The following is a 12,572-nucleotide window of genomic DNA, read 5'->3' on the forward strand; positions in this document are numbered from 1 at the left end:
CGGCGTGTCGGACTCAGGAGTCCAGCGAATGATCATTCTTCGGCGTATCGGACTCAGCAGACCTTATAAGCAGGAAAATCCGCCAATTGGAGTATTATCGGACCGCATAGCTCCTAATGGCGGAAAAATCACCGTATAAGAGCCTGATTCTAAGAAATAGCTGCGCTGGAGTCCGATGAGTTACTGAAAAGGCGATAAATTAGTAAATAGCGTCATTGGAGTCCGAAAGCCTCAGCAGGAGATCATGGTAGCAGTAGCAGTAGCAGTAGCAGTAGCAGTAGCAGTAGCAGTAGCAGTAGCAGTAGCAGTAGCAGTAGCAGTAGCAGTAACAGTAGCAGTAGCAGTAGTAGCGGTAGCAGTAGACCCAGCGAATGATCATTCTTCGGCGTATCGGACTCAGCAGACCTTATAAGCAAGAAAATCCGCCATTTGGAGTATTATCGGACCGCATAGCTCCTAATGGCGGAAAAATCACCGTATAAGAGCCCCTTTCTAAGGAATAGCTGCGCTGGAGTCCGATAAGTTGGTGAAAAGGCGATAAATTAGTAAATAGCGTCATTGGAGTCCGAAAGCCTCAGCAGGAGATCATGGTAGCAGTAGCAGTAGCAGTAGCAGTAGCAGTAGCAGTAGTGGTAGCGGTAGCAGTAGACCCAGCGAATGACCATACTTCGGCGGTATCGGACTCAGCAGATCAGCGAATGATCATTCTTCGGCGTATTGGACTCAGAAGTCCAGCGAATGATCATTCTTCGGCGTATCGGACTCAGCAGACCTTATAAGCAGGAAAATCCGCCATTTGGAGTATTATCGGACCGCATAGCTCCTAATGGCGGAAAAATCACCGTATAAGAGCCTGTTTCTAAGAAATAGCTGCGCTGGTGTCCGATGAGTTGCTGAAAAGGGGATAAATTAGTAAATAGCGTCATTGGAGTCCGAAAGCCTCAGCAGGAGATCGTGCATCTAGCGCAGCTTAATAATCTAGCAGACGTCCATTATCATGCCATTGCCCGTACATTTTATTTTCTTTAGTGTTTGCAATGAATTTGTCTAATTTACTCTTAAATAAATCTGGCTGATGTTTATTGCTTTGGATCGTGTCGATCCGAACTCTTTTATAAAGGGCTGGAAAGGCTGTGAAATTCTCATATACTTGACTGTCCTCTTTTAGCCTTTGCTCTATAATCTTATCTACTATAAAAGAATCAGGGTTCATATCAGGAAGTACCCGTTTTCCTTCAGCACTCATTAACCCCAGCTTTTCGAGGCGGCGGACACGCTCTTTATTCAATTCAGTCCAAGAGCTTTTGTTGCTTCGGGGAGAGAGTCTTTGCGCCAGCTCCGTTTCCGAAATTTTCTTTTTCACTCCATCGATCCATCCAAAACACAAACATTCCTCAACTACGTCCAAATATAGCAACGTTTCTGGGTTTGGCGTCATACTAACGAGTACCCAACAAGATTTTTCAGTCTTAGAATTCTCCTGCAGCCAAACTCTTAAATCTTCTCTCGTTTTTACTGTAATTAGATTTTTAATCTCCATAATTAAAATACAATTTCCTTTCTAGGTATGGAGTGGAGCGTCTTGCCCATCCGAGATTAATTTGCTTCCGCAGGAACCTGATACCAAAAAAGAGCATAGTCATTCATGGTGGAAGCATGGCCTAACTGCCGTAACATAGTAGATACATTGCCTCTATGATAAGTCCCGTGATTGGCGACTTGCAACACAATTTCTGATAGGCGTGTTTGGCGGATTCCGGCGAATGGATTGTCAAGCAGAATGGTTTGCTCCAAATCGGATTGGTTGTGTAACCATGCTTTGTATTGTTCTGATAGCTGGGCAAAGATATTTACGTATTCATCCACAGAATCTAGAATGCTCAAATTTAGCGGGATACTTTGTTGAAAAGCCTCTGGCATGGCAGTGCCTGTTAATACAAGATACCACATCGTATCAACCGCATAGATATGGCTAAGGGCATGAGCGATGGTGGGAAATGAGCTGTTCACTTCTTGACTTAGCACAGAAGGCGGGAGTTCCTTGATTCTCCCCAGGATAGTTTGGTTTGCCCATGTGTGGTATTTAAACATTTCTACTGGATAATTTGTCATTCGTACATTCTCCTTTTGAATGGTCATGGATTTGTTTTTTGTTACTGTAGTTAATATAAAAGAAGAAGTATGACATCAGACTGTCATACTTCTTCATAAAGTTTGAGTGTGTTTTGAAGCTGCTCTTTTAAAATACCTCGCAATGCAGGGGGTTCGAGGACTTCGGCGCCGCTGCCAAAACTCAGCAGAATGGACCAAAGCCAACGTGCTTCCAATGGCTTATACACAGGAATTCGCATCGTCATGCTTTTATCGGAATGAAATTCCTTGTCGACTTGATGAAACTGATCCAAAGCTTCTGCCAAAGCCTCAGGGCCTACCCGGATCACTATTTCCTCCACCTGATCTGCCCCGTTTGAACAGCCAGCCTCTTTGGGTAACTCATGTTGCGAATGAAAGGTATCCTGCGTCAGGAACAAATTCAGCATCCGGGAAAGTCGGAACTCCCGATAGTCCTGCCGTGTCCGGCAATAACCATAGATGTACCAGTTGCTATATTTAAAATGAAGCTTTACTGGTTCCATTTCACGGGTTGTACGTTCATTTTTTACACTGATGTAATCAAAACGGACAACATTTCGTTCCGATATAGCCGCACGTAAAAGAGGAAGTGCGTCAGGATCCGTACGCCGGGTTTCAAGATCCACCGCGAGACTAGAGGTCTGTGGCTCCGTTCCAATCGTTTGCAGCCGTTCAATGGTTCCTTGCGTATGCTCATCTTCAAACACGGAAGAAAGACTGTTAAGTACAGTAATCAGAGAAGTGACATCATACGAACGGAGCAGGCTTTTATCCATTTTATATCCGTCCATGATGCCATATCCACCTTTAGTACCCTGATACGATACGACCGGGATGCCAGCGGCACAAATCACATCGATATCCCTATAGATTGTTCGCTGGGAAACCTGAAACTCTTCAGCCAGCTTGGAGGCAGATAAAACTTCGTGGTTCAATAGCTTGTAGATCATAGAAATCAATCGTTCCAATTTCATGTGTGCATTCCCACCCATTAGTCCATTTCGTGTTACAGCGTGATTATATCATAGATTTTTTCGGGCTAATTTTGGGAGGGAGGAGTTTTGTTGTTGGCGATGAAGAAATATCCTATGACAGAGTCGATTAAATCTATTTACAGATTAAATCCGCAGGCTCGCCTGATAAATCATTAACAGAAATAATAGCATCGTTTTTTTTCACAGGTGGGGTCCAATATTGCTCATTCCCAGGCAGGTCATCGAACCATTCGGCGTCCTTTGGACAATCTAGAATCATAAATTTTCCGTATTCCTGATCTCTGGATTGATGGTATTTGAGATAGGCTTTTCCGTTATCAATGGCGAGAATTTCTATTTTTCCTGAGGTGTGGCTCATGGATAAGCGTACTCTTTTGCCAAGTCCTGAGGTTCTGGCTTTGGCTTCTTCTACAATTTGATAGACTTGCTCGAGCGGTAATACGAAATCTCGGTTTCCGGCTACGGGCCGGTTCACAAAGAAGTAGTAGGGTGTAACGCCAGCCCATGAAAGCCGGTCCAGTAGTTCCCCTAAAATAACGGGATCATCGTTGATGCCTTTGAGGATGGGGGTCTGATTTACGACAATTGCCCCTGCGTTGTGGAGAGCTTTAAATGCTTTTTTGGCTTCAGGTGTGATTTCACGAGGATGATTGATGTGCGCCATAACATAGATTCGTTTGTCTTCGGTAGAGTAAGTACGAATCAGCTCCAGCAGCTCTTCGTCTTCAGAGATCCGCATCGGATTAAATACGGGAATTTTGGAACCCAGTCTAATAATCTTAACATGCTCAATGCTTCTTAGATTTTCAATAATGGATCTTAGCTTCGGTGTGGAGAGAATTAAACTGTCCCCGCCCGTAAGAAGTACGTTGTTAATCTCCGGATTATTTGCGATATACTCCAAGCCCGGAGAGACATCAGCCATCGCCTCTTTCACGTCATTTCGGAACAGACGCTTACGGAAACAGTAGCGGCAATAAGCCCCGCAGACCTCGGATACAATCAGTAGTGCAGTGGTTCTATACTTGTGCTGACAACCAGGTACCACATAATTCGTGTCCTCATCGGAGGCGTCCCAGCGCCCATACTCCAGCAGTTCACCTTCGTTAGGAATAACCAGCTTACGGATGGGATCATTTGGATCATCCCAGTTAATTAAAGACAGATAGTAGTCATTTACACGAAAAACAAATTTGTCCGTAATTTCTTTCAGATTCTCTTTTTCCAGCTCAGACAACATAGCTATTTTGTTAATATCCGTGAAGTACTTTACCTTTTGCACGTACATCTCTCCTTTGTCTCGTAGTGTGAGAAATGAGGGAGCCTTAGTGTCAAAGGCCAATCTACTGCCAGCAGGGTCCAAAAAAGCACAAAAAGAGACCCTTAGCAAGGGTCTCTGGTTATGTAAATAACATGAAAAGCAGACCCATCCACTGCTGACGAGGTTAGCTGACGGACTCGGGTAAGATGGTACCCTACATTCTAATGCTCAATGATTCGCCCCAATTAACTGGTTCCCCCGCTTTTCAACTGTAAAAGTTGGAAATTAAGCGTAGATAAAGTATACCCTATCAAGTTTTGAAAAGTCAAAAGAGAATCCTAGATTCACTTTCAATTGCTAGCGCTACTTCCGCCGAGTAGTTTAGGCAACAGCGTTAGCAGCTTCTCCCGGGTTAACGCATCACTAGAGTTCCATTTGCTTCCGTCGAGCAGATAAACATGTCCTTGACGTACTGCCGGGAGATTGTTCCAAAGTGAACTGTCTAGTAATCGTTCCATCGCAGCTCGCGAGTCTTTGCGTTCCGGAATGAGCATGAAGATATGATCTCCGGCGTAGGCAGGCAGTCGTGTTGGATCAACTTCGGCGAACCCTAACTCTTCGTCCAATATGGCCTGGATCTCTTCGGTCGGTTGTAATCCACATGGGGCATAAAGCGCAGTGGAGAATCCGGACATTCCCATAGCATACAGATGATCTCCATGATCATAGACCAAAGCAGAGGCGGTTTCTCCAACTTGGAGGGTTGTCGTGTAAAGCTGCTGCCACATGGCAGCGTTTTTGATTGTGAATGACTCCAGCCATGCTTCGGCTTCGCGCTGTTTACCTAGCCAACTGCCTAGTGTCCGCATTCGTTTGTCGAGAGATGCAAATGAATCAAAGGTGAGTGTCGGAGCGATACCAGAAACTGCTCTGTAGGCTCTTTCATCACTATTTGCCAAAATGATCAAATCTGGGTTTAGGGAAGCGGTCAACTGCGGGTCCAGTGGAAACCCGACGTTGGCGAGCTTCTTAAGCCGATGTTTATAGACGCTGTTCCGGGCGAACGCTTCATCTCCACCGATAGGCTTTACGCCTAACGCGAGAAGGTCGCCAAGTGTTTCGCCATGATAGACAATACGTTTCGCTCGCTCTGGAATCTCCACCTCATGACCCGTCCAATCCTTGACGGTAAGCTTACGACCTTTCTGATGTGCATATTGTCCGGGTGTAACTCCGGTTTTTTGCCGAAAGCGGCGGCTGAAATAGTATTCGTCCGAGAAGCCGACCAGTCTGGCGATTTCCCGCAGTGGTTCAGTCGATTCCTGCAGGAATCGTTTGGAATGATTAATGCGCAGATCCGTCAGGTATTCAAGCGGCTTTTTACCCGTAAGCTGCTGAAAAATCGGTGTATATTGCCAGATTGATATTCCCGCCAGTTCAGCTAACTGCTTCACGGTGATACTCTCTGTATAATGCTCCTGAATGAATGTTATGGTCTTTTCTACGGATTCCGTAGGACTTGGCAGGTGTTTGGAAGGGTAATTATGCTCAAAAAGTAGCAGCAGCAATTCTTGGAATTTTAATTGTCGCTTGAATTGTTGTACATCATCGGTGTTATTCCTGTTCATGAGCAGGTCTTCGACTAGTCGGATTACCTTGGTGAACGGGTGCACAATTAACTCCCGTCTGCCGGAAAGCAGCTCTCCAGAATATCGTTTAGGATGCTCGGTTGTATAGATTGCTGTAAAGGTGATGAGGTAATAATACAACGTCAGCTCCTGGTTGTTCGTACTATAGGAGATTCCAGGAGATAGTAGATAACATTTATCCGTACTTAGTATCACGCTTTGATCATCGAGGTTCAATTGTCCGTTCCCTCCAGTAAATATGAGAAGGGTATAGTCCTGGGTTGTACGCGTTATAGAGCTTGAATCGGCAGCTTGAATCATCAGTTTGGCCTCGTTTAGCTGAAATAGCAGAGAGTGGAGTGGGGGGCAGGACGATGATGTATGCAGCATGGGTTCAGCCTCCGTTCATTTGGTGAGAATGATTATCAATGAATTCATTGTATATAAAAAAAAGAAGCATATCAACAGCTGTTGACATGCTTCTTGCAGTTTTTTATCAGCCTTGTGTTAAACTCTTCATCACAGAAGGTTATTTCATATTCAATAGCTGTGGAATTTCGCCAAGCAGCCATTCTCTTGTTGTCGCATCACTTGAAGTCTTCATGATGTCTTGTGTATAGACATATCCGTTCTTGACGGCAGGAAGGCTCTTCCAGATAGGGCTCTTTAATAGATTCTCTGTGGATTGTTTTGCTTCTTCTGCCACTGGAGTCAAGAGGAATATCCGGTCTCCGGCATATTCTTTCAGGACTTCCATGGATACTTCCTGGAACCCTTTACCTTCATCAAGGATCTTCTGAATAGCTGGAGTTGCCTTGAAGCCATTCTCCCCATAGAGTACCTGTGAAAGTCCGGTTGCTGCCATTATAAACAGTCTGTCTCCTGGATAATAAGTGAAGACCGCAGCCGTTTCGCCCTCTTTCATGCCTGCGGATTTCAATTGCTTCCACATGTTCTCTTCAGCGGTTTTATACTGTGCAAGCCATGCTTCTGCTTCAGTCGTTTTCCCAACAATTCCACCAATGTCCAGCATACGTTCCTGGAGTGGGGCAAAGGTATCAAATATTATAGTGGGTGCAATTTTGGAGAGCTGCTCGAAATCAGCTTCATCTGTGCCCGCATAGATGATCAGGTCAGGCTGAAGCTCCAATGTTTTTTCCAGATTGATAGGGAAGCCTACATCCTCCACACCTTGTAATTGATCTTCAAAAACCTGGCCTTCACCCATAGAAAGAGGATAACCTACCGCCTGCACACCAAGTGCGAGCAAATCGCCATAAGTTTCTCCAGAATAGATAATTCGCTGTGGATTCACCGGAATCTCTACAGTATGCCCTATGTAATCTGTATAGAAGCGGGTAGTCGCTGCTGCTTCATCTGTACTGCTATCTGAGGGTTCTGCTGAAGGTACCGCGGTTGCAGCGGAAGAGTTCCCGGTTGCGTTCACCGTACTATTGGCAGAGGATTGTTCCTTTGAGTTTCCGCACGCCAGTAGCAATGTACTCAGCAAAAATAGTACACATACCACAGCGAAGGACTGTCGTACCTTGTTCATATCTTATTGCCTCCCTATTATATGTAACGACCACCAATAATGATAATCATTCTCGATTAAAATATATCATAAATTAAAGCCTCTTTTTACTCAATGGACAAAAAATAACCCCGTAATTTGATTTGTACAATCAAGTAAAAAGGATGTGTTTAAAATTATTTTGAATTATTTTTAGCTGCTTGGAAAAATACTCTAAATAACAGCAATCGAGAGAAAGAGAGGGAGCTTGTCTTCATAATAAACTTGGCAAAGGAATCCCTTGAAGCACATAGGATTGTGGTGTTTTTTTGAATCTGATTACTGTTATGTATTAAGAAGTTCAGGTGATGAAAAAATCCAGGTTTGTCCACATTGATTGTAATCGTTATCATTACGTGGCATGTTATCTACCGTGCTTGACGTCAGTAGAAGGGCTTTGTTATGGTTTTTATAGTCAAACGCAAGCCGAAATAGCTTTTTGTAGAATATGCAGAAGGTTTTGCGTAAGATATTCTAACCAAACATAATACGAGGGAGATGGTTGATTGTGATCAAAGGAATTATTTTTGATTTTGACGGAACGATTATCGACACGGAGACTGCTTGGTACACCGCATTTAACGAGGCTTATGCAGAATATGGAGTGGATCTGACGCTTGAACAATATTCCACCTGCATCGGCACGAGCTTGAACAGTTTTAATCCTTATGAATATTTAATGACTGATCTTAAGCTAGCGATTGACAAAGAAGAGTTCAGTAAGGCTGTTAAACAGAGACACAGCAAACTTATGGAGCTTGAAACAATACGACCAGGCATTCAGCATTATCTTGATTCCGCCAAAGCAGCTGGACTGCGCATAGGGCTGGCCTCAAGTTCTTCACTGGAATGGGTGGAAAAATATCTGAATCAATTGGGTATTCGCGAGTATTTCGAATGTGTTCGGACTGCCGACCATGTGGCAAAAGTGAAACCAGATCCGGAGCTATATAACCAAACGTTAGCTTGTCTTGGAATCACAGCTGATGAGGCGGTTGCTATCGAGGATTCACCGAATGGATCTAAGGCAGCGGCAGCAGCTGGCATCCGTTGCATTGTGACGCCTAACGAAATTACTAATTTTCTTGAATTCGATAAGCAGCACCATAAAATTGATAATCTAAGTCTTCTTGAATTTGATCATGTAGTTACTCAACGTTGCTTCGTATAGAGAAACCGAGAAACTAAGTTCAAATTAAAGGGGGATACCAAATTGAGAGCCGTACATTTTGGAGCAGGCAATATTGGCAGAGGTTTTATTGGGCCTATGTTGTCGGACTCCGGTTACAATGTTTGTTTCGTCGGAAGAAATAAGAGTAAAATTGCCCAATTGCAAAAACGTGGGCAATATCCTGTCACCCTAGCTAACAAGAACAGGGACAGCTTTATCGTTGATAATGTTACAGCAATCAATCTGAATGATACTGAGGACGTTACTAGAGCTATAGCAGAAGCTGAAATTGTGACAACTGCCGTCGGAATATCCGCTTTAAAAGATATTGCTGAGACCATTGCGCAGGGCATCGAACGAAGGCTTGAAAATAGCAGAAATCTCAACCCTCTTCATATCATTGCCTGTGAGAATGGGATTGGAAGCAGTCAGAAGTTGAAAAAATCAGTTTATCGGCATATGAAGCAATCCTTCAAGGAACTTGCCGACCGCAATGTAGCTTTTCCCAATGCGATGGTTGACCGGATTGTACCTATGCAGAAAAATACAGATTCACTTGAAATCCTCGTTGAACCTTTCAGTGAGTGGGTTATTCCCCGCAGTGGAATGATTGGTAATTACAATGAAATTAAAGGCGTCCATTATGTGGATTCGCTGGCGCCATACCTCGAACGGAAGCTATATACTGTGAATACAGGTCATTGCAGTGCAGCCTATTTTGGATACCTGGAAGGTTATACTAGCATTCAAGAAGCGATGTCTGATCCCGAAATCAGAGCTCGTGTTCACGGGGTGCTTAAGGAAACAGGGGCCTTATTGGTGCATTTATATGGCTTCAAGCCCATAGAACATGACCGGTATATAGAAAAGATGATGGAACGATTCACTAACCCCAACTTTAACGATAAAATTACACGTGTCGCCCGCTCCCCGCTTCGCAAGCTTTCACCTAATGATCGACTCGTAAAACCGGCAATGCTTGCTCATGAACTTGGTTTTGAGACTTCACATTTAGTCTCAGCTATTGCTTCTGCACTTTATTTTGATCATGAAAAAGATCCAGAAGCCTTACAGCTTCAAGCGGACATCCGAAACCACGGGCTAAGTGAAGTCATTGCTGCACAACTAAAAATCCCCACGGAGCATCCGCTTCATGGTCGCATTATTTTGGAGTCCAACAAATTACGCGCGAGATATCCTCATAGGACTAGAATGAAGACAATAAGCGTCAGGGTACCCTACTTTTAATATAAAACGATGGTTATAAACCTATAAAAGAGTGTTCTCTGCTGGATGGGCAAGAACACTCTTTTTATAGGTTACGAAGTTCTGTAAGTGTCCCTAATCCAATTCAATCCGCAGAACAACCGGAGTCTCACTGCGAACCGAGGTCGTTTTTATAACCAAGGCTTCATCGGTTCTTTCCCATGCAGGTTGTTCCTCAAAACCTAAGATTTTGATCTGTTTAATCATCCCATGGAAGTGCGCAGAGTTTTCTTTAAGGGATTTGATTTGCACTATTCCGTTGTTTGGATAGACAAGAACAGTAGCGTAAAGATAACTGCCTTTTACCGTAAAGCGAATATCTTCATTGGTGAAAATTTTTGTGATCCCATCTGTAAACTGACCTTCAACAATCTCCGTAGGGCCTTCCCCGAAGGTGCGCCAGTAGGTCGTATCATAGATTGCTTCACCATTCACCTTTAGCCATTCTCCGATGCCAAGCAGAATCTCCTGATCCTGAGCTGGAATGCTGCCGTCCGCTTTAGGACCTATATTCAGCAGCAAGTTGCCGTTTTTGCTTACGATATCTATTAGATCTCTGATAATTTCTACGGCAGATTTATAATCATTTTCCGGAGTATAACACCATGAATTTTTAGCAACTGCTGTATCCGTTTGCCAGAAATAAGGTTTAAGCCCGGAGAAATGACCTCTCTCAATATCTGGGATTGCTGAGCCAAACATGAAGGCATCATGCTTATAATTGATTGCAACCGGAGTTCCCCATTCCTCTCCCTTATTGTAATAGTAAGCGGCGAACTTTTTGAGATAGGGTTTGAAGGCAGCTGTATGAATCCACCAGTCAAAGTAAAAGATTTTCGGCTGATAATTGTCTACCAGCTCGCAGCAGCGAATCAACCAATCCTCCAGAAATTCTTGATTAGGTGGGGAGCCGAATAAATCGTGATGATCGGGTTCGGGCATAGATGGCCAATAGAAATCTCCACATACAAGCGGTTCATGGATATCGGAATCAAATTCCTTGCCATGAGACAGGAAGAACCAGTGCTCAGCTCTATGGGAAGATACACAAAACTCTAATCCCTGCTGCTCAAAAGCGTCTTTCATTTCCCCGACTAAATCCCGCTTAGGACCCATCTCATATGTGTTATAGTGGGAGTAAGCGCTCTTATACATTTGAAAGCCGTCATGGTGCTCTGCAACAGGCATCACGTATTTGGCACCAGATAATTTGAAGAGATTGGCCCATTCCTCAGCATTGAAATGCTCAGCCTTGAACAAGGGGATGAAGTCTTTATAACCAAAGGTTTTATGCTCACCATAAGTAGCAAGATGATGTTCATATTCCCGCGAACCCTGGATATACATATTTCGGGGATACCACTCATTGGCGAAAGCCGGAATAGAATAAAGACCCCAATGAATGAAAATACCAAACTTAGCGTTCTCATACCACGTAGGCACTTGAAATTGACTTAGTGAATCCCAATTGGCTTTGAATCTTCCAGTTGCGATCGTATCTTCGATTACTTTTAAATATTTGCTTTTATCCACCATTTTGCAATCATCCTTTCAAACGTTTATTTCTTCTTCATTGTAGTGATTAGAGGTGGAAATCAAAATGTAGGACATTAACTTTTAGATGTACAAAACTAACCTGATAAGGCGGAGTAAGGGATGGATAACCATGTTTTGCTTACAAATTATTTATCCAATTTAAAGGTTGATTTATTTATGGCTGATTACAATCTTTGTGGCCGTGACTGGAAAGATCTTGACTACACACCTGACTATAGTAAATTTTATTTTATTTGCGATGGGGAGGGTTGGTTAAAGATTGGCGATCGAGAATATTATCCGAAGCCTGGTCAGCTTTTTTTGATGCCTGAGGGAGTTAAGCAATCTTATTCTTGCATAAGCGATCAACCCTTTGAGAAGTATTGGTGCCATTTCAGCGCAAAAGTCGGAGACATTAATCTATTCAAAATGTTAGAGCTAAGTCATGTATGCAGAGAAGTAGATCCTCATGTAATCCAAAAGATTTTCAGCAGCCTAACGAGTCATATGAAATCTGATGCGGTGTATGCTCATTTATTAGCCAAAAGTAAGTTAATGGAGTTATTTTCTTATTTTATTATGAACATAGATGTAGACGAAATCACTTTTAAGAATCTAAGCTCGATCGAAAAATTAACGAAAATATTAACGTACATAGACGCCCATATCGAGCGTAATATCACCATACACGAGCTTGCCGAGATTGCGTACATGCATCCCAACTATTTTATCCGGCTATTTAAACAGCAAATCGGAGTTCCACCCATACAGTATATCACCCGAAAAAAGATAACTAAGGCCAAGGAGCTATTGAGGGGGACGCAAAGTTCTGTCGGTGAGATTGCCCATGATCTTGGTTTTAGTGATCTTTATTATTTCTCCAAACAGTTCAAGAAAAATGTGGGTTTAAGCCCTTCGGAATTCAGACAAGGAACAGTAGCAGTGAAATAAATAAAAGAAGACCGTCCTGTGTGGTAGAAACCAACCAGAGACGGCCTTTTTTATAAGT

12 protein-coding genes and 1 riboswitch are annotated in these 12,572 nt (G+C 43.3%); of the genes, 5 read left to right on the plus strand and 7 right to left on the minus strand.

Annotated features, from left to right (window positions below):
* The first annotated feature begins 244 nt into the window (after window positions 1-244).
* Together MHB37_RS10770 and MHB37_RS10775 are read left to right on the plus strand one after the other, a co-directional pair.
* Window positions 245-412, plus strand: coding sequence for a hypothetical protein (locus MHB37_RS10770; protein ID WP_405169232.1), 168 nt, complete (start codon window positions 245-247; stop codon window positions 410-412).
* Window positions 413-587: 175 nt separating this feature from the next.
* Window positions 588-779: a hypothetical protein gene (locus tag MHB37_RS10775; RefSeq protein WP_340397928.1), complete on the plus strand. Its 192-nt coding sequence runs from the start codon at window positions 588-590 to the stop codon at window positions 777-779.
* Window positions 780-970: 191 nt separating this feature from the next.
* On the opposite strand, the gene MHB37_RS10780 is transcribed toward MHB37_RS10775, so the two are convergent.
* The 6 genes from MHB37_RS10780 to MHB37_RS10805 form a co-directional block, all read right to left on the minus strand.
* Window positions 971-1,540, minus strand: coding sequence for a YdeI family protein (locus MHB37_RS10780; RefSeq protein ID WP_405169233.1), 570 nt, complete (start codon window positions 1,538-1,540; stop codon window positions 971-973).
* A gap of 56 nt (window positions 1,541-1,596) precedes the next feature.
* On the minus strand, window positions 1,597-2,112 hold the full coding sequence (locus MHB37_RS10785) for a DinB family protein (RefSeq protein ID WP_076280442.1): 516 nt from the start codon (window positions 2,110-2,112) through the stop codon (window positions 1,597-1,599).
* A gap of 83 nt (window positions 2,113-2,195) precedes the next feature.
* A complete protein-coding gene (locus MHB37_RS10790; RefSeq protein WP_405169234.1) occupies window positions 2,196-3,107 on the minus strand; it encodes a helix-turn-helix transcriptional regulator in 912 nt (303 codons plus the stop codon).
* A gap of 133 nt (window positions 3,108-3,240) precedes the next feature.
* Entirely contained in the window at window positions 3,241-4,416 is a 1,176-nt protein-coding gene (locus MHB37_RS10795) for a KamA family radical SAM protein (protein WP_370510815.1), read from the minus strand.
* A 133-nt stretch (window positions 4,417-4,549) separates the two neighbouring features.
* Window positions 4,550-4,691: riboswitch (cyclic di-AMP (ydaO/yuaA leader) on the minus strand.
* Window positions 4,692-4,739: 48 nt separating this feature from the next.
* Window positions 4,740-6,407, minus strand: coding sequence for a helix-turn-helix domain-containing protein (locus MHB37_RS10800; RefSeq protein WP_405169235.1), 1,668 nt, complete (start codon window positions 6,405-6,407; stop codon window positions 4,740-4,742).
* A gap of 139 nt (window positions 6,408-6,546) precedes the next feature.
* Window positions 6,547-7,572, minus strand: a complete 1,026-nt coding sequence (locus MHB37_RS10805; RefSeq protein WP_405169236.1) for an ABC transporter substrate-binding protein — start codon at window positions 7,570-7,572, stop codon at window positions 6,547-6,549.
* Between the two features lie 526 nt (window positions 7,573-8,098).
* Here MHB37_RS10805 and MHB37_RS10810 point away from each other — a divergent pair.
* Window positions 8,099-8,761, plus strand: a complete 663-nt coding sequence (locus MHB37_RS10810; protein ID WP_036689719.1) for an HAD family phosphatase — start codon at window positions 8,099-8,101, stop codon at window positions 8,759-8,761.
* Between the two features lie 42 nt (window positions 8,762-8,803).
* Window positions 8,804-10,009: a mannitol-1-phosphate 5-dehydrogenase gene (locus MHB37_RS10815; RefSeq protein WP_076305555.1), complete on the plus strand. Its 1,206-nt coding sequence runs from the start codon at window positions 8,804-8,806 to the stop codon at window positions 10,007-10,009.
* A 93-nt stretch (window positions 10,010-10,102) separates the two neighbouring features.
* Here the strand turns inward: MHB37_RS10815 and MHB37_RS10820 are convergent, their stop codons facing one another.
* Window positions 10,103-11,560, minus strand: a complete 1,458-nt coding sequence (locus MHB37_RS10820) for an alpha-L-fucosidase (RefSeq protein WP_405169592.1) — start codon at window positions 11,558-11,560, stop codon at window positions 10,103-10,105.
* A 123-nt stretch (window positions 11,561-11,683) separates the two neighbouring features.
* On the opposite strand from MHB37_RS10820, the gene MHB37_RS10825 reads away from it, so the two are divergent.
* Window positions 11,684-12,514, plus strand: coding sequence for an AraC family transcriptional regulator (locus MHB37_RS10825; RefSeq protein ID WP_405169237.1), 831 nt, complete (start codon window positions 11,684-11,686; stop codon window positions 12,512-12,514).
* Window positions 12,515-12,572 lie beyond the last annotated feature (58 nt).

This window comes from Paenibacillus sp. FSL H3-0286 (genome assembly GCF_045040705.1).
In the GTDB taxonomy this organism is placed as follows: Bacteria; Bacillota; Bacilli; order Paenibacillales; family Paenibacillaceae; genus Paenibacillus_AQ; species Paenibacillus_AQ odorifer.